This window comes from Mycobacterium sp. GA-2829 (genome assembly GCF_001499965.1).
In the GTDB taxonomy this organism is placed as follows: Bacteria; Actinomycetota; Actinomycetes; order Mycobacteriales; family Mycobacteriaceae; genus Mycobacterium.
In genome coordinates, this window is the sequence record NZ_LQIT01000012.1 from 81,198 (window position 1) to 103,735 (window position 22,538).

Below are 22,538 nucleotides of genomic sequence, written 5' to 3' on the forward strand. Positions count from 1 at the left end.
GCTCAGCTGACCGCGGCCAGCGCGAACGGCAGCACCTCGGATGCGCCGCCCGCCCGCACCACCCGCGCGGCCATGGTCAGCGTCCACCCGGTGTCGGCGAGGTCGTCGACGAGGAGCACGGGACCGTCCACGTCGACCGTCGGCGTCTCCCATGAATCAGCAAGTCCCGCAACGCGATACGCGGAGTTCGCCGCGGTCACCGGCCGCCGGCCCGGCCGGTACCGGAGCGTGCCGAGATCGGTGAGCCGCCCCAGTTCGGCGAGCCTGCGCGCCAGCGAGCCGATCAGCACCGGGTGGGTGTCGGAGTCCATCGCGAGCACCGCCACCGGCCGGGTCTGCCAATCCCACGCCGCCAGTACGTCGATGGCCGCGCGGACCACGTCGTCGGTGACCTCGCCGTCGGGTTCGTCGAGCACCCTGCGGAGCCGGGCGCCCCAGCCGAGGTCGGTCAGCCGGCCGATCACCCGGCCGGGCGCGGGGCCGTCGTTGATGCGTCCGCTCAGGTCGAGACCCAATTTGGCCAGCCCGGACGGCCACTGCTTACGCGGGCTGAGTTCGACGCCGGGCCGCATGAGCCTGCGGCGGGTGTCCTCGGCGGCGGCGGTGTCGACGTCGGCGGGCCATCGGTTGCCGGTGCAGTTGTCGCAGCGCCCGCAGCGATCGCCCTCGCGCAGCTCCGGATCGTCGAGTTGGCGCCGCAGGAACGCCATCCGGCAGCCGTCGGTGCGCTGATAGTCGAGCATCGCCTGCTGTTCGCGGCGGCGCGCCTCGTCGAGTTTGCGGTAGCGCGGTTCGTCGTAGGTCCACGGCACGCCGGTGCCGACCCACCCGCCCTTCACCCGGCGCACGGCCCCGTCGACATCGAGGACCTTGAGCACCATCTCCAGCCTGCTGCGGTTGAGGTCCACCAGCGGTTCCAACGCCGGCGTGGACTGCGGGCGGTCGGTCTCGAGCGCATCGATCACGTTGCGCACCATGGGTTCCGACGGGAACGCCACCGAGGCGAAGTACCGCCACACCTCCTGGTCCTCCCGGCCGGGCAGCAGGATCACCTCGGCGCTGGAGGTGGCGCGGCCGGCGCGGCCCACCTGCTGGTAGTAGGCGATCGGCGACGAGGGCGCCCCAAGGTGGATCACGAAGCCGAGGTCGGGTTTGTCGAAGCCCATACCCAGCGCCGAGGTCGCGACCAGTGCCTTGACCCGGTTGCCCAGCAGGTCGGCCTCGAGCTGTTCGCGTTCGGTGGGATCGGTCGATCCGGTGTAGGCGGCGACGGTGTGGCCGTGTTCGCGCAGTAGGGCGGCGATGTCGTGGGCCTGGGCGACGGTGAGGGTGTAGACGATGCCCGAGCCGGGCAGCTCGCCGAGGTGGGCGGCGATCCACGCCGCGCGCTGCGCGGGATTTCCGGCCTCGACGACGGACAGCCGCAGCGATTCGCGGTCGAGCCCGCCGCGCAGGACGAGGGTGTCCCGGCCGCCCACCCCGAGCTGGGCGGCCACGTCGTCGACGACGCGGTCGTTGGCGGTCGCGGTGGTGGCGAGCACCGGGATGTCTTGTCCGAGTTCGCTGATCAGCGTGCGGATGCGCCGGTAGTCCGGGCGGAAGTCGTGCCCCCAGTCCGATACGCAGTGCGCCTCGTCGACGACGACGAGCCCGGCGTCGGCCGCCAGCGCGGGCAGCACGTTGTCACGGAAGTCGGGGTTGTTGAGCCGCTCGGGGCTGACCAGCAGGACGTCGAGGTCGCCGGCCTGCACCCGCGCGTGGATGTCGTCCCATTCGGCGACGTTGCCGGAGTTGATGGTGGCCGCCCGCACGCCGGCCCGTTCGGCGGCGGCGACCTGGTTGCGCATCAGCGCGAGCAGCGGGGACACGATCACCGTCGGTCCGCGACCCGCGGAGCGCAGCAGCTTGGCGGAGATGAAGTACACCGCGGACTTACCCCACCCCGTGCGCTGCACGACCAGTGCCTGGCGGCGGTGGATGACCAGCGCCTCGATCGCGGTCCACTGGTCGTCGCGCAGGAGTGCCCGTGGGCCTGCGAGTTGTTCGAGGAGCGCCTGGGCGTCGTCACGAGTCGGCATGGCACCCATCGTGCCGGGTGGGTCCGACTACGGGATGACCAGCCAGATGGCGGCGAAGTGGCAGATCGCCGCGGCGGCGGTGAACGCGTGGAAGAACTCGTGGTGAGCGAAGGTGGCGGGCCACGGGTTGGGCCAGCGCGCCCCGTAGAAGACCGCGCCCAGGTTGTAGAGGACCGCGCCGGCGATCAGCAGGGCGACGACGGTGAGGCCGGCGCCGATCAGCAGCGTCTCGGCGAACAGCACCGCCACATACCCGAGCAGCAGATACAGCGGTACCCCGACCCAGCGGGGCGCGGACGGCCAGCACATCTTGAGCGTCACCCCGGCCACGGCGCCCGTCCACACGATCACCAGCATCGTGGTGCCGGCATCGGGCGGCATGGCCAACACCGCGAACGGGGTGTACGTGGCAGCGATGAACACGAAGATCACCGAGTGGTCGACGCGCATCATCCACTTCTGGGCGGCCACCGACGTCCAGTGCACGCGGTGATAGGTCGCGCTCACCGTGAACATCGTGACGATCGCGACCACATAGACCAGCGCCGCCCAACCGGCCCTGGCCGAGCCGGTGCCGCTCCACGCCGCCGAGACCAACACCGCCCCGGCCACGACCGCGACCACCGCGGAGACGAGATGGATCAACCCGCGTGCTCGCGGGCGGGCGATCACCTGCACTCGCGTCGTCACGACATCTCCGATATCGCGGTGAGGCCGTCGCTGAGGCGACGGCGCACCGCACAGACTACCGGCACGCGGCCGTGGTCATACGCCGAATCGCCGAACGACGGCGGACTACCCCGAGGTTTGCTGACCAGCCGTTTCCCTATTGTCGAGGGTATGGACGTCGCCGCCGCCCCGGAGATCGGAGGGATCGCCGGGTGGGCGGTCCAGTTGATGGAGAAGCTGGGCGGCATCGGGGCGGGCATCGCGATCGCCGCGGAGAACGTCTTCCCTCCCCTGCCCAGCGAGGTCATCCTGCCGCTGGCCGGGTTCGCGGCTGCGCGCGGCGACATCACGGTCGCCGAGGCGATCGCCGGCAGCACCGCGGGTTCGGTCGTCGGCGCGCTGCTGCTCTACCTCGTCGGCGTGGCTTTCGGCCGCGACCGGCTCTACCGACTGGCCGACCGCATCCCGTTGTTTTCTGCCGAAGACCTGGGCAAGAGCGAGGACTGGTTCCAGCGGCACGGCTCCAAGGCGGTGCTGTTCGGGCGCATGATCCCGGTGGTGCGCAGCCTCGTCTCGGTGCCCGCCGGGCTCGAACGCATGCCGATCCTGCGCTTCATCGCGCTGACCGCGGTCGGCAGCGCCATCTGGAACACCGCGCTCATCGTGGCGGGCTACCACCTCGGCGACCGCTGGGAGGCGGTGTCCGGTTGGGCGTCGCGCTATCAGCTCGTCGTGTTCGCCGCGGTCGGTGTCGCGGTCGCGTTCTGGCTCTTCCGACGGGTCCGCGCCCGCTCCGCCTAAGCCGTTGCGCCGGCGTCCTGTTCGCGCTTGATCTCCAGCGCGATGTCGATCAGCTGGTCCTCCTGGCCGCCGATCAGCTTGCGCTGCCCGGCCCGGTGCAGCAGCTGGTGCGCGGGCACCCCGTACCGCTCTGACTGCCGGATCGCGTGCTTGAGGAAGCTGGAGTACACGCCCGAGTAGCCCATGATGAGCGCGTTGCGGTCGAGCAGGCATTCGGCGGGCATCGCGGGGGCGACGACCTCTTCGGCCGCGTCGGCGATGTCGAAGAAGTCGATACCGGTCTTGACGCCGATCTTGTCGAACACCCCGATGAGCGCCTCGACCGGCGCATTGCCTGCACCGGCGCCGAAGCGGCGGCACGAACCGTCGATCTGCTTGGCGCCGGCACGCACCGCCTCGACCGAATTCGCCACGCCCAGACCGAGATTCTCGTGGCCGTGGAAACCGACCTGGGCGTCGTCGCCCAGCTCGGCGACCAACGCGGCCACCCGGTCGCGCACGCCCTCGAGTACCAGCGCGCCCGCGGAGTCGACGACGTAGACGCACTGGCAGCCGGCGTCGGCCATGATGCGCGCCTGCTTGGCGAGCTTCTCCGGCGGGATGGTGTGGCTCATCATCAGGAAGCCGACGGTCTCCAGGCCGAGTTCGCGGGCCAACCCGAAGTGCTGGATCGACACGTCGGCCTCGGTGCAGTGGGTCGCGATCCGGCAGATGGATCCGCCGTTGTTCTGCGCCTCCTTGATGTCCTCCTTGGTGCCCACCCCGGGCAGCATGAGAAAGGCGATCTTGGCTTCCTTGGCGGTCTCGGCCGCGAGCTTGATCAGTTCCTGCTCAGGGGTTTTCGAGAATCCGTAGTTGAAGCTCGAACCGCCGAGGCCGTCGCCGTGGGTCACCTCGATCACCGGCACACCCGCGGTGTCGAGTGCGGCGACGATGGCCCCCACCTCGTCCTTGGTGAACTGGTGCCGTTTGTGGTGGGACCCGTCGCGCAGCGACGTGTCCGTCATGCGAACGTCCCAGATCGGGTCGAAGAAGATGTCTTTGGTGCTCATGCCTGTGCACCTCCTGCCAGAGAGAGGGATTCCTTCGCGATCTCCTCGCCGACCTTGGCCGCGGCCGCGGTCATGATGTCGAGGTTGCCCGCGTACGGCGGCAGGTAGTCGCCTGCGCCTTCGACCTCCACGAACGTCGTCACGACGGCCTGTCCGCCGGAGTTGATCGAGGGGTCGTCGAACTGGGGGTCGTTGAGCAGCCGGTAACCGGGCACGTACGTCTGCACCTCGGCGACGACGTCGCGGATCGACTGGGCGATCGCGTCCCGGTCGGCGTCCTCGGGGATGGCGCAGAAGATGGTGTCGCGCATGATCATCGGCGGATCGGCGGGGTTGAGGATGATGATCGCCTTACCGCGCTGCGCGCCGCCGATCGTCTCCACGCCCTTGCTGGTGGTCTTGGTGAACTCGTCGATGTTGGCCCGGGTGCCGGGGCCCGCCGAACTCGACGACACGCTGGCGACGATCTCCGCGTACGGCACCGCCGAACCCTGCTCGGCGACGGCCCGCGACACCGCGTAGACGATCGGGATGGTGGCCTGGCCACCGCAGGTGATCATGTTGACGTTCGGCGCGTTGAGATGCTCACGCAGGTTGGCGGGCGGGATCACCGCCGGGCCCACCGCCGCGGGGGTGAGGTCGATGGCGCGGATGCCCGCCTCCTCGTAGCGGGGCGCAGCCGCCTTGTGCACGTAGGCACTGGTCGCCTCGAAGACGAGATCGGGCTTTTCGTCCTGGGCGAGCAGCCAGTCCACGCCTTCATGCGACGTCTCCAGGCCGAGTTTGCGCGCCCGGGCCAGACCCTCGGATTCGGGGTCGATGCCGATCATCCAGCGCGGTTCGAGGTAGTCGGACCGCTGGAGCTTGTACAGCAGGTCGGTGCTGATGTTGCCGGACCCGACGATCGCGACTTGAAGCTTCTCCGGCATATGCCTCTCCCTGGACTCGAAAAGCTCACTCGAAAGTGAGTTGGACTGAACCTAACCCGGCGAAGTCGGCGACGAAATGGCTCCCGGGAGGTGCATCTATCGCACGCGTGCAGGAGCCCGGCAGCACGATGTCGCCTGCCTTGAGCCGGACCCCGAAACTCTCGACCTTGCGGGCCAACCACGCCACGGCGGTGACCGGATTGCCCAGCACCGCATCGCTGCGGCCCTCGGCGACGGTCTCACCGTTGTTGGTCAGCACGGCGTCGATGGACTTGATGTCGATGTCCTTCGGCGACACTCGGGCCTCGCCGAGCACCCACCCCGCCGACGAGGCGTTGTCGGCGATCGTGTCGCACAGCTTGATCTTCCAGTCGGTGATCCGGGTGTCGATGAGCTCGATCGCCGGGGCGAACGCGGCGGTGGCCGCGAGCACGTCCTCCTCGGTGCACCCGGCGCCGGGCAGATCGTCGGCGAGGATGAAACCCACCTCGACCTCGACGCGCGGGTAGAGGTAGTTGGCGCTCTTGACCGGCTTGTCCTCGTAGACCTGCATGCCGTCGAGCAGGTGGCCGTAGTCGGGTTCGTCGACGCCCATCATCTTCTGCATCGCCTCCGAGGAGAGGCCGACCTTGTGGCCGATCACCCGGGCGCCCTCGGCGACTTTCTGGCGGATGTTGATCAGCTGGATCTCGTAAGCGTCCACCACGTCGATGTCGGGGTGGCCGTCGGTGAGAGGTTTCATCGGCACCCGGCTGCGCTCGGCCTGGGCAAGGTCTGCGGCGAGCTGCTCACGGAGATCGGAACTGAGCATCTAGGTGAAGTCCCCTCGTTTCGTCGACCGGCACAGTTGTGGGTCGGCCGGGCAATTCTATAACGTGTTCTACATGACGGAGCAGGAGTATGACGTCGTTGTGGTGGGTAGCGGTGCCGCCGGCATGGTCGCCGCCCTCACCGCAGCTCACCAGGGTCTCTCGACGATAGTCGTGGAGAAGGCTCCGCACTATGGGGGTTCCACTGCGCGGTCAGGTGGCGGCGTCTGGATCCCGAACAACGAAGTCCTCAAGCGCGACGGGGTGAAGGACACCCCGGAGGCGGCCCGCCAGTACCTGCACGCGATCGTCGGCGACGTCGTCCCGGCCGAGCGGATCGACACCTATCTCGAGCGTGGGCCCGAGATGCTGTCGTTCGTGCTGAAGCACTCGCCGCTGAAGCTGTGCTGGGTGCCGGGCTACTCGGACTACTACCCGGAGACCCCGGGCGGGAAGCCGAGCGGACGCTCGGTGGAGCCCAAACCGTTCGACGCCAAGAAGCTCGGCGAGGATCTGCCGGGGCTGGAACCGCCGTACGGCAAGGTGCCGCTGAACATGGTGGTGATGCAGCAGGACTACGTGCGGCTCAACCAACTCAAACGGCATCCGCGCGGCATGCTGCGCAGCCTCAAGGTCGGTATCCGGTCGGTGTGGGCCAACGCCACCGGCAAGAACCTCGTCGGGATGGGACGTGCGCTCATCGCCCCGCTGCGGATCGCATTGCGCGAAGCCGGGGTGCCGGTGCTGCTCAACACCGCGCTGACCGACCTCTACATCGAGGACGGTGTGGTTCGCGGAATCTACGTGCGGGATATGACGGCTCCCGAGGCGGCCGAGCCGCGGCTGATCCGCGCGCGGCGCGGGGTGATCCTGGGTTCCGGCGGGTTCGAGCACAACGAGCAGATGCGGGTGAAGTACCAGCGCGCCCCGATCACCACCGAGTGGACCGTCGGCGCGAAGGCCAACACCGGCGACGGCATCGTGGCCGCCGAGAAACTCGGCGCCGCACTGGATGTCATGGAGGACGCGTGGTGGGGGCCGACGGTCCCGCTGGTGGACGCGCCGTGGTTCGCGCTCTCGGAGCGCAACTCCCCCGGGTCGATCATCGTCAACATGTCCGGCAAGCGGTTCATGAACGAGTCGATGCCGTATGTCGAGGCGTGCCACCACATGTACGGCGGCCAGTACGGGCAGGGTCCGGGGCCCGGGGAGAACATCCCGGCCTGGCTGATCTTCGATCAGCAGTACCGCGACCGCTACATCTTCGCCGGACTGCAGCCGGGGCAACGGATTCCGCGTAAGTGGCTGGAGTCGGGCGTGATCGTGAAGGCGGATACGCTCGCGGAACTGGCCGAGAAGGCGGGGCTGCCCGCCGAAGCGCTGGCCGCGACGGTCGACCGGTTCAACGGGTTCGCCAGGACCGGCGTCGACGCCGACTTCCACCGCGGTGAGAGCGCCTATGACCGCTACTACGGGGATCCGACCAACAAGCCCAATCCCAACCTCGGCGAGATCAGCCACGGACCGTTCTACGCCGCGAAGATGGTGCCCGGCGACCTCGGCACCAAGGGCGGCATCGTCACCGATGTGCACGGCCGCGCCCTGCGCGACGACGGTTCGGTGATCGAAGGGCTCTATGCGGCAGGCAATGCCAGCGCGCCGGTGATGGGTCATACGTATCCCGGTCCGGGCGGCACGATCGGACCCGCGATGACGTTCGGGTACCTGGCGGCGCTGCACCTGGCTGGTAGGAAGTAGAGCCATGCCGATCAATCTCGATGAGGCGCTGGGCGCCGAACTGCCGCCGGCCGAATTCTCCTGGACGAGCAGCGATGTGCAGCTCTACCACCTCGGGCTGGGCGCGGGTGTCGACCCGATGGACAAGCGCGAGCTGCGGTACCTGGTGGACAGCACCCCGCAGGTGCTGCCGACGTTCGGCAATGTCGCGCAGAGCTTCCACATGACCGAACCGCCGTCGGTGAAGTTCCCCGGCATCGACATCGAACTGTCGAAGGTGTTGCACGCCAGTGAGGCTGTGACGGTGCCCGGGCCGATCCCGGCGTCGGGAACGGCGACGGCGGTCACCCGGTTCACCGACATCTGGGACAAGGGCAAGGCGGCGGTGATCTGGTCGGAGACCACGGTCACCGCTCCGGACGGCACGCTGCTGTGGACGCAGAAGCGATCGATCTTCGCCCGCGGTGAGGGCGGTTTCGGCGGCGAACGGGGTCCGTCGACGTCGGTGGAACCGCCCGAGCGTGCCCCCGACGCGGAGATCGATCTGCCGATCCTGCCGCAGCAGGCGCTGCTGTACCGGCTGTGCGGCGACCGCAACCCGCTGCACTCGGATCCGGATTTCGCTGCGGCCGCGGGCTTTCCACGGCCCATCCTGCACGGGCTGTGCACCTACGGCATCGCGTGCAAAGCGATCGTCGACGAGTTCCTCGACGGGGACGTAGCGCGGGTGAAATCGTACGGCGCCCGGTTCGCGGGGGTGGTGTTCCCGGGTGAGACACTGCGGGCCAACGTGTGGAAAGAGAACGACACGCTGGTCGCGACCATCACCGCGCCGAGCCGTGACAACGCGGTGGCGCTCTCCGGTGTGGAACTGGTTCCGGCCTAGATTTCGCTGACTAACAGGCGTTTCCGGTAGGACGAGCGGTTGCCATTGTGAATGGGCCCCGGCCCCATGCTCCTCGACAGAGCCGCCGCCTGCGCTCTGGTCCTGACACCGAGCTTGTTCAGCAGGCTGTGCACGTGGTTCTTCACCGTGTGGACCGCGATACACAGTTCCGTGGCGATATCGCGGTTGGATAACCCCAACTCGAGCAGATTGAGGATTTCGGCTTCGCGCGCCGTCAGGAGCCATTCGGCCGGGTCGTGCCGTTGAGCCGCCAGATCGGACAACCGCCGCAGGAGAATTGCGGAGATCTCCCGCGAGCACACCGCCTCACCGGCGGCGACGCTCGTGATCAAGGAGAGTAGATCGTCGAGGGAATCCATCCGCATGTGGTAGCCGGCCACACCCGCCTCCGCACACGCGATCACCTGTGCCTCATCGTCTTCGGAGATCCCCACGACGATGACCCTCGCTTCGGGACACTCGCGTCTCAAGAAATCGAGAAGTGCGAGGCTTTCTCGGCTCCCCATGTTGAGTACGACCATCTCGGGCGCTACCTGGCTCACCGCGGAGCGCAGGGTGGTGAGGTTCTGGGCGACCGCGAGCTGCGACGCACCTAGATCGAGGAGAACGGATGCGAGATTGTCTCTGTAGAGCATGCAGTCGTCGACGAGCAGGAAGTGGACGTCAGGCAGCTGCGTCCCGGCGGATGTGCCCGCGACGACGGGCGCCAGCGGCCGGTGTCCGGACAGCGCTCGTACCGCGGCAACTTCCCCACGCGAGACTTTGCGGGAATTTTCGTGGAAGGGATTCGCGAACGCAGCGGCCGAGCGATGATGCCGGCCGGTGCTGTTCGACGGTGACTGAGCCATTGTCTTGACTCCTGGTTGTGTTCGACGCGATAGGTGATGGCTGTCGAGGTCGCGACTTGGACGCACGTGCATGAGCTTGGTGGCCGATCTGCACGGCGGGGTGACGAGAACCGGCCAGGGTGCTCGCGCACCAAGCCGGGATGGAGTCCTGCACGAACTCCGCACCGTGGGCGACCTCGAGCCGTCTGGCATCGGTCGTCCCCTTGCGGTGACCCCCTTGTTCGGTTGTGCCCCTCTGGGGTGGACCCATGGTAGGCATTTGCCAGCAACGCGGTCAACCGACGAATACGCACGAACACCGCAAATATTTCAACCGGAACTAGGTCGGCCTAGCCCATGGGAACCTCATATTGACTTAAGCGCTGATGAGAGTTCATGTCAGATCCTGCCACTTTCTGCGTAGGCAAGAAACAGTAGATGAAGACTGGCATTCAGGCGATGGCCGTGCGCCCGGCGTTATCCTCGATCCCGCAAAGTGAGGATTTCTTAGCCTAACCTGCCTTCGTTGACGCGACCCTGAACTCGGACCAAGCCATATCCGCGCCATGCCGTGAGAACCGATGACTTGTGCGCGGAACTTTGCTGGATTGTTCCGGGCCCCGCTCGACGTGATCGGCGATTGCCGGCGCTCTGACGAACTACCATCAGCTGGCAACGTGTCATCGCGAACAGGGACAGACACACTGTGAACAATCGCAGGCGGCGTTGTCGCACCGCGGTAGGACTGATCGGATCGTCTGCGGTCCTCTGCGCCCTGGCCGCACGACAGCTGCCGATCACCGATCACGGGCGCTTGATCACGGCGGCATTCTTCCCGTATCTCACGGTCTTCGGACTTCTGTCGGTCGTCTGTCTCCTCACGGCGAGGCATCTTGTTCTCGCCCTTGTCGCTGTCGGCCTGACGACCTCGGCGGTGGCGACGCAGGTTCCGCTGTACGTCAGCTCGGAGTCCACCCACCCGTCGAGCGCTTCGTTGCGGGTTGTCTCCGCGAACATGCGGGAAGGACAGGGCGACGCGCGCGAAGTCGTGAACTCGACCCGTGATCACGCCGACGTGGTGGCCATCCAGGAACTCACCCCCGACGCCGTGGACCGACTGGTCTCAGCGGGAATGGACACGGCCTTCCCCTACCGTTGGCTGGACGCGCGGGACTCCAGCCACGGAGTGGGGCTGTGGAGCCGCTACCCGCTCGAGACGCCACAACGGATCCAGGGCTACACCTTTGCGATGGTCAGCGCGCAGATTCCGCTCATGGACGTCGCGACGGCCCCCATCGTCGTGGTCCTGCACGTGGCCGGTCCATGGCCGAATACCGTCGACGACTGGCGGCGGGACTTCGAGCGCTTGCCCGCTACGCTGCACGATGCCGCCGAGCGAGGAGGCGATGGTTGCGTCATCGTCGCCGGGGACTTCAACGCGACGACGGATATGCGACAGCTCCGGGATCTGTTCACAGACGGATACCGCGATGCGGCGGAGCAGTCGGGAGCGGGCATCATGCCCACCTTCCCCGCCGATTCACGGCTACCGCCGCTGTTGGCCATCGACCGGGTCCTCACTCGGCAGTGTGACGCGACATCGATGAGAACCCTTCCTGTTCCCGGGTCCGACCACCGGGGCGTCGCCGCGACGATCCTGATCGCGCGGAAGGCGGAGCCCCCCGGTCCGGGACGATCGGGTGGTCGGCGCCCAATTCGATCACCCGGGTGAGTGCATCCTCGACCTTGCCGGCGTCGAACACGCTCGGGAAGAACGTCGCCGTCATCTGCAACTCGCCCTCGGATGGCGAACACAGCAGCACCGAGATGTGGGAACGGCTGGCCGGCGGCAACGCCGCCGCAAAAAGCGGTGCGCTGCCTTGTTTCCACCTGATGTGCGCCATCTCGGGCAACCTGCTGATGTCGGACAAGGTCACCGATGCCGCCGCTTCGGGGAAGGCCACGTCCGGTGGCTGCTCCTCACGACCTCGACCGGCCGTGAGCAGTCCCGACAGGCGCGATCTGGCGACGTATCCCACCGCCTCCACCAGGGGCCGCGCCGAGGCGAGGGCTGCTACAAGGTCTGCACCGAATGCCTCGGGTGTGGTGCCCGGGTGGTATCCGACCCGCGAAAGTGATTGGAAATTCGACCAGGTGGAGCACCCGGCGGACAGGTACCTTCGCAGATCGACCAGTACCTCCACGGGGGACAACACGCGAATCCCCGTATCGCTCAGCGACTGGCAGAGGGCGTGCATGACCAATGCGGAAGCGGAGATGTCCAGGTGGTAGGCGGCGCGGTAGCGGCGCAGACCTTCGAAGAAATACCGCGTACTTCTCACGAAGACTGCACAGTACGGTTCGGCCTCGGCGGCGTGTACCACTTGCTCGCCACGACGCCCAGACCCACGACGGGAGGCGGTGATCAGATCCCCCGCCCTGCTCCGCAATACCGACCAGCCCGCCTCGGTGAAGGCCGCCGGGGCCGTTCTCACGGTGTGCACCACGGCCCGCGTCATCGGATGAAGGACGTTCGGTAGGTCAGGTTCCGGCGGCAGTCCGTCAGTCCCGAAGCGGGAATGCGAAACCCTGCAGACCATCTTCATCAACGCGTGCGCATCAGCGACACCGTGGTCGAAGCGGAACACCACGTAGTCCCCGTCGGGGATCACGATGACGGGAGAACGGATCTCGGGGCAGGCCGACAAGATCGAATTCAAGCTGGCCGTCACGCCCACGGCGGACCCCACCACCGGAAGCATCGACTCGGGCGCTCGAACAGTGGCGCCGTCGAGTGATCCCATGTCGAACGTCCACTTGCGAGAATGCCTGCTCGGAATCAAGCCCACACGGCGGAGCGGATCGCCTTCGGAGAGCGATTTGAGGCTGGTCGCAATGGCGTCGGCTCCACCCGGTTCCATCGGCCCGGCAACCACCCAGATGGGCAATCCGCTCATGAGGACGTCCAGCTGTCCAGCTGACACCGTGTGCCTTCTCATCGCGGTACCGGACACTTCGATGCCGCTGGTGCGCCGGCGAAACGATCTGCGATCCAGGTGATCACCATACGAGTGACGTCCTCGGTCAATTCCGCGTGGTCAGCGTGCGGGACCTCCACGTATTCGATCTGGCCACCCAGATCACAACTCCGGATCGTCGCGTCTTCGACCCACTCAGGAAGCACGATCTTGTCCTGCATGGTGTTGACCACCAACATGGGCCGGTCCAGAGGCCGCTGCGGCAGCGCGATTCCGCGCAATGCACCGCGCAGTCTGTTGCGGTCCTCGAGGGTGCGCGGAATGAAACGGCGTGGGAGTAGGGGTATTCCGCGCAGGCTTTCGGGTGGGACATATGCCCCGCAGTCGGCGAAAGCGTTGTCGTAGTCCGCGGTTCGCCGATGCAGTAGTCCGCTGAGCTCGGCGTTGTATCGCTCCAAGCCGGCGATGACCATCGGGTAGTACTCCTGTTGGTCCCTGGTCATCGCACCGCTCGACGCCAGATCGACCAACCCACTGACATTCGCCGCCGGGGAGACCGCGACACTGCCGACAAGCTCGAGACCGTCGCCGTAGAAGGCGTTCAATTCGTCGGCCGCCCACGCCGCCTGTCCACCCTGTGAAGCGCCGTACGCGGCCCACCGAGGCGACACCGCCGGGGAGATCTCGCGCAATGCGCGTACCGCGTCGGTGATGTTGAACGCTTCGGTGCGCGGCTCGAGATAGGGATGCAATCCGGTTCCCCCCAACCCTTCGTAGTCGGTGAAGGCAACCGCGTAGCCTTGCGCCAAGAACATCCGGATGTCGGGCCAGTAACCCCTCAGATTCGGATCCGTCGACGGACCACAGCCGTTCGCGATACCCGTGGTTCCGTGCGCGAGCGAGACGACCGGCCATCCGTCCTGTGGCGGTACGCCGCTGGGAGTGAAGAACGTGCCCGCAACCTGTCGGACGCCACCGTCAGTACCCGACACCGAGGTGTACACGGCGCGCCAAGACTCGCCGACGACCGGGTCGTCGCGATCGTCGAGCGGTGGCAGCATGGGGTGCCGCTCGACCACATGACCGCGGCTCGCCCACACATCAGGCGCCACATCGGGCAGCTGGACCACGATCGGAGGTCCTGGAAGCGCGGAATGTGCTCTGCCGCAACCGCTCATCAGGCAGACGAGGGCCACTGCGGTGATCACCGCAAGGCAGGTGGTCGAGCCGCGCTTCACCATGTCCCCCGCGACTCACGCCGATTGCCGGAGATCTGAGCGCCGCCGGACTCCTGCTGACGAGGCCTTGCCATAGAGGCGGTCGACGAGACGCACGGCGAAGGCCACGATCATGAAGGTCGGATTCGCCTGTCCGGAGGTCACGAACACCGAACTGCTCACGACGTGCAGATTCGGCACCCCGTGCACAGCCAGATTCTCGTCGACCACACCGTCCGCCGGGTCCTTCGACATCCTCGTGGTTCCGACCTGGTGGAAGCCACCACCCGTGCGTCCGCGCACAGCCGCGGCCAGATCGCCCGAGCGGTACTCGAGCCTCCCCACGCCGGCCGCGCGCAGATACCGATCCCAGTGTCGGTGCGCTTCGAGCACTCCCTCGATGTCGGAGTCGTCGAATCGGATGTCGATCTCGAGCCGGGCCATGTCGAGATCGTCGACCTCGTCGCTGAGTCTCACGCGGCTCTCGTAGCGCGGTAGATGCTCGGCGTGATACTGGAGCGGGAATCTGTTCGCGGCGTTCGCTACGAAGAATCCGGGTGGTTTCCTCCCGCGAGCGAAGGCGCGGCGGATGCCGAAGCCCGCGATCATCCGCAGCGTGTCGACAGGATCACGCACGATGTTGAGAAGATGTTGCCACACAGACGATCTGACGGCCCGGCCGTACGGGGTTCCCGGAATCTCGGTACCCGTCAGTGAGAGTCGCTGCGCCGGTGGGGCGAAGAGGGATCCGACCGGAGAGATGAGGACGAGGTAGATGAAGGACAGCCGGGCATTACCGTGCGATGCGTCAGACAGTTCCGGATTCGTCATCCATCCGGAGATGTTGGGTAGGTTGTGCTGGAGCAAGTACTCGTCGTCGAAGGTGAATCGGCGCCGGACATACGAGCCGTCGAGGTCACGCTCATAGTCGTAGATCGTGCGATCAACCGGTGTGGACAACACCAGGTCGGCGATCACCCCCTCCAGGTGAGCCATGTACCAATGGCCCAGGTGCCCCGAGTGGTCACCGATGCTCCTACTGTCTCGGCCTGGTGAGCACATCAACAACCGCGTGGCTTCCAGCCCACCCGTGGCCAGGACCATGTCATCGGCGGACACCGTGAAGGAACCGCCGGACAGCGTCCGGCAGTCGAGGTGGGACGCCCGCGTCTGTTCGTCGTTCAAGTTGATCCGCACGCAGGTCGTGTCCGTGATCACGATGAGGTCAGTCGCGTCGCGGAGTTCCTTGTAGTAAACCTTGCCGAAGTCCGTCGGAAGCGACCACCGCTCGAGTGCCGATGTGCGCACCGATCCGTCGTGCAGTCCGGGCACCATCTGCGCCGGCAGATGTCCGAGCTGATGCACATCGAAAGCGGCACGCCCACAGAACATCCAGTCACACGCCCGGCCGAAGTAGCCGGACAGTTCTTCATACGTCACCGGCCACACGGAGCCCGGCGCCACCTCACGTTCGACGAAGTCCACGCGATCGTAGGGGACGCACCGCCCGCCCCACATCGTGGAAGTGCCACCGAGTCGTCGACCGACAGCCATTTCGACGGGCGCGTGCATGTCTGGGTCACGTCTCCGGGCAACCGACAGGTTCTGGCATCTCGCACTGTGTTTGGCGTTTCCCGTCTCGATCAAGATGACGTGAACGCCGCGCCGGGAGGCCTCCAACGCCGACGTGATGCCCGCGGGACCGGCGCCCACGACGACGAGATCCGCGTGTAGGCGCGTACCCGATTCGATATCATGCCCAGAAGTGATCATTTCTCATCCGATGTGTCTCTGCATGTGCGTCGGATCAGGTCCGCGACTTCTGCCTCATGCGGCAACGCAGCGCGTGCAGCGGAGCACAGGAGCTCGAGATGCCGTGGCTTCGTCGATGAGATGAGGACCGTTCCCCCGGTGCGCTGTCCCGACATGTTCTGCCTCACCGCGTCACGGATGAGCAGCCTCACGAGGGTGCTCCCGTCGGCGAGGTCCGCATCGAGCAGCTCGTTGCACTGCCGTTCGAGCTGTGGATGCTGGGTGAGCGCGTCCCTGACGCGCTGTAGCGCCCCCGCGACCACGCCGTAGACGACGGTGGCTTGGCCCGCTGCAGGACACGGTCCGCAGTGGCCGGATATCAGGTCGTAAGGCATCTGCAGCAGCGGAGCTCGACGGCTTAACAACGCGAGCGCGGCATCCATTCGCGAAAGGTTCCCGGCCAGACCCCAACTGCCGATCCTGCCGCCGTCACGTTCGCGTTCCAGGAATTCGACGAGTTCGTTCCGATCTTCCAGCGACGCCCCGGCGGGTTCATGGAGCATGAAATGGCTCAGGCGGTCGGTTCGAAGTGCCCGCAGGCTGGTGTCGAGTCGGTGCCGGGCGTACCGGACGGTGTAGTTGCGGGGCCGATACAGTAGGCGTCCGATCGCACCGCTTCCGGGTCCGCCGCCCGCCCGCTTGACGCGTTGTCTCAATGACGTCGACCTCTGCAGTACTCGCCGAACAGGTGGCTGGACGTGGCCCGCGAGATACCCCAGTCGTGTCGGCTCGATACCGAACTTCGTGGCAATGCGGACGTCGGGATGTGCGACGGCGAAATCCCCCAATTCCGATTCGGCGATGCCGAGTCCGTACATGGGTGCGACATCGAAATGCCTGATGCCCAGGTCGTACGCTGTCTCGACTACTGCTCGCCGGTCCCGACGCGACGGGAGACCATACAAGGTCGCGCAGCCGAATCCGAGTACACAGTCCGCGGCTGCGGCCCGCTCCGTCGAGGCTTCGGTTGCCTCGATGAGCTCGGCTCCGTTCCGCTGCACAGGGACGACGTTGTGGGACACGGTCATTCCCCCTCTGACCCAGACGTCGTTGGGCGCATTTGCCGAACGGCGGACCGGGTTCGCCGCGCGACCGCCCACCCGGCGGTGAGCGTGCGGGCCGGCGCGTACTGGACCGCCACCCTCTTCAACCGCACCGTGCGGGCGAACGCGCTCATCGACGTCGAGCGACGCACAGTGAGGCGGGGGACGCGAAACGCGTCGACGTGATCGCTGGACACCCGGTTCGCGACGGCGGCGGCTTGTAGATACCCGACTTCGCGGCAGACTTCTCGGACGTGCCTGTTCGAGTAACCGTACGGGTAGGCGAGACTTCGGATCGTCTGCCCCATACGGTCTTCCAAGATGCGTCTCGGTTCACCGAGCTCGGCCCGCAATCGCCGCTCCGAGATCTGGTCGAGCTCCGGGTGATTGTCGCTGTGCGCCCCGATCTCGATTCCGGCCGCAGCCGCCTCCGCGACCTGTGTCCAGCACAGCATGCGGTCCGGTGGGGCGGTGAGAGGGTCGCGGCCCGCGCCACGCAGCCATCCCGTGGTGACGAAGACAGTTGCCGGAAATCCCCACGCGCACAAGACCGGAAGTGCTTCTTCCACGAAGTCGGCGTAACCATCATCGAAGGTCAGGACGATCGGCCGCGACGGAAGCGGGACACCTTCCCGGCGTCGTTCGCAGAGGTCACCGAAGGTGATACCGGTGAACCCTTCACGACGCAGGTATGCGAGCTGCTGCGCGAAGGCCGCTGGGTGAACGGATAGGGCCCGTGTCGCAGAGCGAGGTACCTCGTTGACGGAGTGATACATCAAAATCGGCACCGACACTGCCCGGGCCGAAGCCGCGCCCGTCTCGTACTCAGAATCGGTCGACATCTGCGCCCCGTCTCGGTATCCGCGACACGCCGTCCAGCTCCGAGGCGGAAGGCACCCGTATCGGTGCGGGATTCATCAAATCATCCCCTCTCGCATCCTGCATTCAGCAAACATAGGACGCTTGCCGCAAATACGCTTTCAGGCTCGGCCCGGCGTTGATTTTCCGAAGCTATCATTCGCCCCACCTATCGACAATCAAATCTGAGCAACCATTTTTACAAACTTGACTATTCACGTACGAGCCCTGGCACGGTGGACGCCGCAAGCGCCCTTGCGAAGGTATAACTGCACGTTAACAGGGCTATATCGCCGGTCAGGCGGGAACGGGCACCTGCGCCGACCTCGCCGCGGGGCCGCGCACTCTCGCAAATATGAAGATCCAACCCTCCGTCGACTGATGGGCCACTCAATGAACACGCTGCCCAGCTGGCACAGCACGCTTCCAGTTAACCGCTCACGCGGTATCGCAGCTCCCCCCGAGTTGCGCTCATCGAACATCAGGGCGTGTACCGGAACCAATCGACCAGCATGGTCGCCGGAAACGGTGTCGAGTCGTCGGGGGCACCCGGCCAGTCCCCGCCGACTGCCACATTCAGCACCGCGAACATGGGCTGCTCGAACACCCACTCGGCGTACGAGGGCAGCGACGCCGGGGTGAAGACGGCAAGCGTGGTTTCGTCCACGCCGATGGTGATACGGTTCGGCCGCCGGTCCACCCAGTACTCGTGGAAATCGGTGGTCAGATCTGCGATCTGGCCCTTCGCGGTCACCGCGTCCCGATGGGAGAAATCCGAGTTCGGCGGTGGCCCCTGCAGCGACACGTGGTACGTGGTACCCGTGTTGACCAATTCCATGATGTCGACTTCACCGCACTCGGGCCAGCCGACCGTGCCGAAGTTGGACCCCAGCAACCAGAAGGCCGGCCAGATGCCCTTCCCGGACGGGAACTTGATCCGAGCGGCTGTGGTGCCGTACGGCATGTCGACCTTGCCCCGAGTGTTGAGACGGCCGGAGGTATATCCGTTCGCGGTTCTCTGCGCCTGGATCACCAGGTTGCCTGCTCCGTCGAGCCGGATGTTCTCCGATGAGTCGGTGTAGGTCTGCATCTCGTTGTTGGCGGCGCCCGGGTGGCCGGACTCGTAGTTCCAATAGTGGCTGTTCGGCCGAGAGCCGGCGGCACCGTCGAAACCGTCGAAAACCGGGCTGGTGGTCTGCACGTCGCCAGCCGGTTCGCCATTCCCGACACCACCGCATGCCAGCAGCGCCGTCACGACGACGACCGACAGCAGCGACGATCTCTTCAGTACGTTGCGGGCGGTCACGCGGTTCACTTTGCCGACCCCTCACCGCGGGTCTCGCGGCGTTGCTCCACCACACCACGGATGTAGGAGAAGAATCCCTTACTCATGCCCATCATCTCGGTGCGCAGAAGGTGATCGGGAAAGTCGCGCATGGTGGCCGTCCGAACCGAGTCCTTCCCGGTCAGATCTCGTATCGCGGTGGGGACCAGTCGCATCAGGGGAAGGAGAAGCAACGGCTCGTAGAGTAGCAATGCGGCGTAGAAGGCCGTGAGCCCCGTACCGTACCCGTACAGCTGCTTCTCGAGACCGGCCATCGTGTCGCGGTGGTAGTGCCACGCCAGGGCCGTCGGCTGGTAGACCATGGTGTGTCCGGCGAGAAGCGCTCGCGTGAAGGCGAATTGGTCCTCAGCTCCCATGGCCCGCGTGCCCGGCCCCAGTGCGACATCGAACCCGTTGATATCCATCAGGGCTTCTCGGCGGAAGGCCATGTTGGCGCCCGCGCCGAACGGCGGGAGCGGGTATAGAGGACTCTGCGGGTGTCCCGGCGCGAAGATCTCCCGATCGAACCCGCGCCCCTTGTTCATCCCGCCGAACTCTTCGAACCACAGCTGGCACTGAGTCCTCAGCTCGGCCGGAAGCACCGCCCCCGTCACACATCCCACCGCAGGCCGGGCGGAGAATCCCCGCACGATCTCGGCCAACCAGTGACGGTCGGGGATCGCGTCGTCGTCGACGAAGGCGATCAGGTCGGCATGCGCCGTCCGCCACCCTGCGTTGCGGGCGCGCGACACACCCGGTCGGCTCTCCAGCACATATCGAACGGGCACCCGTGCGTCGAGCGACTCCAGCGCCGCCGGGACCGCGCTGGGATCGAACGGGGTGTTGTCCACCACGATGATCTCGTAGCTGGGGTACTCCTGCCGCGCCAGGTGACGCACACAGTCCGCCAGGCGCTCCGGCCGATCGTGCGTACACACCACAACCGACACCTGAGGCGGATCCTGCAGTAGCCGTTCGCGTTCCGCGACGAACGGGAGCACGCGGGCATCGATCGGCACACCGCCCTCGGGGATGTCACTGACCAGCGGTAGCTCACCCGCCGCGAGTCGGGCGTTGATCCGACTCAGGAAATCCTCGGTCACCGCGGCGGCGGCGATGCCCGCAAGTGAAGCAGAATCGTCGAATTCGAAGTCCGTGAATCCGAGCGGTTCGGTGCCCAGCAGCACGAGCAGGTGCACCGCGCCGTCTCGTTGCCCGTCGAAGTCGTCGACAGGGAAGGGCTCCAACACATCCCACCGATGAACTCGTACCGGCCGGAATCGGTCCGCGACGGGCACCGGTGTGTCCGCAGGAGGTGTCGACGACCGCGCGGCCCTGCCGGTGCCTGCGAGCATCTCCGTCAGCATCCCAGCGGCGGCGAACAGCAGGCCCAGTGCGATCGCACTACCACGTTGGAGTCTCGCGACGTCGCTGCGCACGAGTCCGAGGACGAGCTCCCTGACGAACGCGCGCGGGAGTATCCGCGTCGCGTAGCGCCGCTCGGAGACGGTGCTGGTGTTGATACCGACCAAGCGGGCCAAGGCGGCCTTGCCTCTCCCCTCGTTCCAGCACCGCTTGAGGAAGAACGCCGGCGTACTCCTGTCCACCGGCACCTTGTGGGCCACCAGCGCCGAGGGCTCGTACATCCAACAGCCCGACGGGAGTGCGCGTTGCACCCGAAGGCACAGGTCCGTGTCTTCGGGCCGGGACACGCTGCCGGATTTGCCGAAGCCGGGGCGGAAGCCGTGCACGGAATCGAATGCCGTGCGACGGATCGCCATGTTGCCCGACCAGACGTTCCTCACCGGCGCCCCCTCTTCCGGCATCCCGGTGTACGAACCGCCGACGACCCAGTCGAACTCCTGCGGAAACCACGGGGGCCGCTCCTTCGGCCACGCCGGCGTGAGGCCTCCGCCGACACCGACCACCTCGGCAGCGCGGAACGGCCGACACAGCCGGCTCAACCAGTCCGGTGTCGCCACCGCGTCGTCATCGAGGAAGACGACGATTTCGCCGTGGCTGTTGACCACCCCGGTGTTGCGCGCTCCGGAGGCCCCTTTGAGACCCGTGTTCTCGAGCACCGTGACACCGCTGAGTTCAGCCCGGGCGCGTTCGGCCAGGTGCGGATTGTGGTCGATCACCAACAGCACTTCCTGGGCGGGCTGGGACTGGCGCAGCACCGATGTCACTGCCTCCACCGTGTCGCCCCAACGATCCTCCGTATAGGCGGCGATGATGACCGAGACCGACGGTGCCGTCGGCGGTTCACCGCCGTGAGCCGAACGCTGGTCCTCCGCCGCGGGGCGGGCTGTTTCCGATAGATCGGTGAATATGGTCATTGCTGTCCCTCGAATTCGGGCTGAAGTGGTGCTTGGCGGGCGCACGACTCCTCCGCGTCGGCGACCCGGGAGTTGCGGTGCGTCCGTTCGTCATCGGGCAGTTGGTTCTGCACTCTGCGGATGCTCGGCCAGAACACGGCCGCTTCGAGCATCAACGCGATGCCGACGCCTATCCCGACTCCGGTGACGCCCCAGAGCGTCAGTCCGATCTCGGCTGCTCCGAGCTCGATGCCGGCACCGAAAAGTGCTGCCATCGCGGCCTTTCCCAACATCCCCTGGGCTCTGCCGACCGCGATGTAGATCGACTTCATCGCGCTGCCGATCGTGCATATCCCCAGTGCCATGAGGCAGTACGAGGCGCGCACATACTCGGGTCCGAAGATTGCCAACAGTGGCCGCGCCAACACCGGTGTTCCGACGGCCGCGAGTAGCGACACCCCGGCCGACAACCGAACAGCGGTACTGAGACCACGCCGGAAATGGTCAGGATCGTCACTTTGGATGGCGAACATGCCGGTAGCCAGATGGTGGGGCACCACCCATACGAAACTGATCAGCAGGAGCGCCGCGTAGAACCCCGCGTTGGCTTCGTTGCCCAGCTGGGCGGCGACCAGTATGGGCAGGGCGAACCGCGGTGTCTCGGTGGCCACGTTCACCCAATGATGACCCGCAGCCGTCCGCCAGATCGGATAGAACCCACGTGGGGACGGCAGGGTCGTCAACCACTCGCGCCGGGTCTCGGTCCGCAATGCCACGATCAGGAGAGAGACGAAGTTACCGAGCAGCCAGACCGAGAAGATCGCGTGCGGTGACAACCCGATGGCGAATGCCGCGATGGGCAGGGCGACCAACTTCACGACGGAGAAGATCAGATTTCGCGACACTTGGCGGCTGCCTTGCCGGACCCCGATCAGCGCGCCGTCCAAGACGATCGTTACCGTGGTCAGCGCTGTGCCCGCGCCGAACAGCACCACCCCGAGCGGAGTGGTGTAGATCCATTCGCTCGTTCTCCCCGTCAGCTGACTGACCAATGCGTATGCCGCGGCGACCGAGAATGCGACGACGCCTGCGATCGTCATCCCGGTGACGACGAGGCGCCGGACACTCGGGCCGTTGCGACGCGGGAGCTCTGCGATGAGCAGTGTGTGCATTCCCAGA

General features: G+C 66.4%; 17 protein-coding genes. 4 read left to right on the plus strand and 13 right to left on the minus strand.

Annotated elements, in window-relative coordinates:
• Positions 1-2: 2 nt before the first annotated feature.
• Both AU194_RS08855 and AU194_RS08860 read right to left on the minus strand, forming a co-directional pair.
• Positions 3-2,078, minus strand: coding sequence for a RecQ family ATP-dependent DNA helicase (locus AU194_RS08855; protein ID WP_059089056.1), 2,076 nt, complete (start codon positions 2,076-2,078; stop codon positions 3-5).
• 27 nt (positions 2,079-2,105) lie between these two features.
• Positions 2,106-2,768, minus strand: coding sequence for a hemolysin III family protein (locus tag AU194_RS08860; protein WP_231743233.1), 663 nt, complete (start codon positions 2,766-2,768; stop codon positions 2,106-2,108).
• 150 nt (positions 2,769-2,918) lie between these two features.
• Here AU194_RS08860 and AU194_RS08865 point away from each other — a divergent pair, with 150 nt between their 5' ends.
• Complete coding sequence (locus tag AU194_RS08865) at positions 2,919-3,548, plus strand: DedA family protein (protein WP_059088859.1); 630 nt, start codon at positions 2,919-2,921, stop codon at positions 3,546-3,548.
• Here AU194_RS08865 and dmpG read toward each other — a convergent pair.
• The 3 genes from dmpG to AU194_RS08880 are packed head-to-tail and all read right to left on the minus strand — an operon-like array spanning position 3,545 to position 6,340.
• Positions 3,545-4,600 carry a 4-hydroxy-2-oxovalerate aldolase gene (dmpG, locus tag AU194_RS08870; RefSeq protein ID WP_059088860.1) on the minus strand — a complete coding sequence of 352 codons (1,056 nt, stop codon included), beginning with the start codon at positions 4,598-4,600 and terminating at the stop codon, positions 3,545-3,547. The two genes, AU194_RS08865 and dmpG, sit on opposite strands and share 4 nt — an antisense overlap.
• Complete coding sequence (locus AU194_RS08875; RefSeq protein WP_059088861.1) at positions 4,597-5,529, minus strand: acetaldehyde dehydrogenase (acetylating); 933 nt, start codon at positions 5,527-5,529, stop codon at positions 4,597-4,599. Before AU194_RS08875 ends, dmpG begins: the two co-directional genes overlap by 4 nt.
• Positions 5,530-5,554: 25 nt before the next feature.
• Positions 5,555-6,340 carry a 2-keto-4-pentenoate hydratase gene (locus tag AU194_RS08880; protein WP_059088862.1) on the minus strand — a complete coding sequence of 262 codons (786 nt, stop codon included), beginning with the start codon at positions 6,338-6,340 and terminating at the stop codon, positions 5,555-5,557.
• Positions 6,341-6,413: 73 nt separating this feature from the next.
• Here AU194_RS08880 and kstD point away from each other — a divergent pair, with 73 nt between their 5' ends.
• Both kstD and AU194_RS08890 read left to right on the plus strand, forming a co-directional pair.
• Positions 6,414-8,096 (plus strand): 3-oxosteroid 1-dehydrogenase, encoded by a 1,683-nt coding sequence (gene kstD / locus AU194_RS08885; protein WP_059089057.1) that lies wholly within the window; start codon positions 6,414-6,416, stop codon positions 8,094-8,096.
• A 4-nt stretch (positions 8,097-8,100) separates the two neighbouring features.
• Positions 8,101-8,961, plus strand: a complete 861-nt coding sequence (locus tag AU194_RS08890; protein WP_059088863.1) for a MaoC family dehydratase — start codon at positions 8,101-8,103, stop codon at positions 8,959-8,961.
• Here the strand turns inward: AU194_RS08890 and AU194_RS08895 are convergent.
• Positions 8,958-9,830 (minus strand): response regulator transcription factor, encoded by an 873-nt coding sequence (locus tag AU194_RS08895; RefSeq protein ID WP_231743234.1) that lies wholly within the window; start codon positions 9,828-9,830, stop codon positions 8,958-8,960. The genes AU194_RS08890 and AU194_RS08895 overlap by 4 nt on opposite strands.
• A gap of 793 nt (positions 9,831-10,623) precedes the next feature.
• Between AU194_RS08895 and AU194_RS08900 the strand changes: the two genes are divergently transcribed.
• The gene (locus AU194_RS08900; RefSeq protein ID WP_231743235.1) at positions 10,624-11,541 is read left to right on the plus strand and encodes an endonuclease/exonuclease/phosphatase family protein; all 918 of its coding nucleotides are present in this window, start codon (positions 10,624-10,626) and stop codon (positions 11,539-11,541) included.
• Positions 11,542-12,804: 1,263 nt separating this feature from the next.
• On the opposite strand, the gene AU194_RS08905 is transcribed toward AU194_RS08900, so the two are convergent.
• The 7 genes from AU194_RS08905 to AU194_RS08935 all read right to left on the minus strand — a co-directional run bounded on the left by AU194_RS08905 (position 12,805) and on the right by AU194_RS08935 (position 22,459).
• Complete coding sequence (locus AU194_RS08905; protein ID WP_059088864.1) at positions 12,805-13,917, minus strand: lipase family protein; 1,113 nt, start codon at positions 13,915-13,917, stop codon at positions 12,805-12,807.
• 123 nt (positions 13,918-14,040) lie between these two features.
• A complete protein-coding gene (locus AU194_RS08910; protein ID WP_082698549.1) occupies positions 14,041-15,777 on the minus strand; it encodes a GMC oxidoreductase in 1,737 nt (578 codons plus the stop codon).
• Positions 15,774-16,838, minus strand: coding sequence for an aldo/keto reductase (locus AU194_RS08915; RefSeq protein ID WP_197417560.1), 1,065 nt, complete (start codon positions 16,836-16,838; stop codon positions 15,774-15,776). Before AU194_RS08915 ends, AU194_RS08910 begins: the two co-directional genes overlap by 4 nt.
• A 2-nt stretch (positions 16,839-16,840) precedes the next feature.
• The gene (locus AU194_RS08920) at positions 16,841-17,701 is read right to left on the minus strand and encodes a polysaccharide deacetylase family protein (protein ID WP_059088867.1); all 861 of its coding nucleotides are present in this window, start codon (positions 17,699-17,701) and stop codon (positions 16,841-16,843) included.
• A 497-nt stretch (positions 17,702-18,198) separates the two neighbouring features.
• Complete coding sequence (locus AU194_RS08925) at positions 18,199-19,023, minus strand: glycoside hydrolase family 16 protein (protein WP_231743236.1); 825 nt, start codon at positions 19,021-19,023, stop codon at positions 18,199-18,201.
• A 5-nt stretch (positions 19,024-19,028) separates the two neighbouring features.
• Positions 19,029-21,380 (minus strand): glycosyltransferase, encoded by a 2,352-nt coding sequence (locus AU194_RS08930; RefSeq protein WP_059088868.1) that lies wholly within the window; start codon positions 21,378-21,380, stop codon positions 19,029-19,031.
• Positions 21,377-22,459: a teichoic acid transporter gene (locus tag AU194_RS08935; protein ID WP_231743237.1), complete on the minus strand. Its 1,083-nt coding sequence runs from the start codon at positions 22,457-22,459 to the stop codon at positions 21,377-21,379. The genes AU194_RS08930 and AU194_RS08935 overlap by 4 nt, the downstream gene beginning before the upstream one ends.
• Between the last annotated feature and the right edge of the window lie 79 nt (positions 22,460-22,538).

What these genes read in the sequence shown, in the direction of transcription:
- AU194_RS08910 (WP_082698549.1), bottom strand. Translation starts at nt 15,777, where the DNA reads ATGATCACTTCTGGGCATGATATCGAATCGGGTACGCGCCTACACGCG.
- AU194_RS08920 (WP_059088867.1), bottom strand. Translation starts at nt 17,701, where the DNA reads ATGTCGACCGATTCTGAGTACGAGACGGGCGCGGCTTCGGCCCGGGCA.
- AU194_RS08865 (WP_059088859.1), top strand. Translation starts at nt 2,919, where the DNA reads ATGGACGTCGCCGCCGCCCCGGAGATCGGAGGGATCGCCGGGTGGGCG.
- AU194_RS08935 (WP_231743237.1), bottom strand. Translation starts at nt 22,459, where the DNA reads ATGACGATCGCAGGCGTCGTCGCATTCTCGGTCGCCGCGGCATACGCA.
- kstD (WP_059089057.1), top strand. Translation starts at nt 6,414, where the DNA reads ATGACGGAGCAGGAGTATGACGTCGTTGTGGTGGGTAGCGGTGCCGCC.
- AU194_RS08875 (WP_059088861.1), bottom strand. Translation starts at nt 5,529, where the DNA reads ATGCCGGAGAAGCTTCAAGTCGCGATCGTCGGGTCCGGCAACATCAGC.
- dmpG (WP_059088860.1), bottom strand. Translation starts at nt 4,600, where the DNA reads ATGAGCACCAAAGACATCTTCTTCGACCCGATCTGGGACGTTCGCATG.
- AU194_RS08855 (WP_059089056.1), bottom strand. Translation starts at nt 2,078, where the DNA reads ATGCCGACTCGTGACGACGCCCAGGCGCTCCTCGAACAACTCGCAGGC.
- AU194_RS08895 (WP_231743234.1), bottom strand. Translation starts at nt 9,830, where the DNA reads ATGGCTCAGTCACCGTCGAACAGCACCGGCCGGCATCATCGCTCGGCC.
- AU194_RS08930 (WP_059088868.1), bottom strand. Translation starts at nt 21,380, where the DNA reads ATGACCATATTCACCGATCTATCGGAAACAGCCCGCCCCGCGGCGGAG.
- AU194_RS08880 (WP_059088862.1), bottom strand. Translation starts at nt 6,340, where the DNA reads ATGCTCAGTTCCGATCTCCGTGAGCAGCTCGCCGCAGACCTTGCCCAG.
- AU194_RS08890 (WP_059088863.1), top strand. Translation starts at nt 8,101, where the DNA reads ATGCCGATCAATCTCGATGAGGCGCTGGGCGCCGAACTGCCGCCGGCC.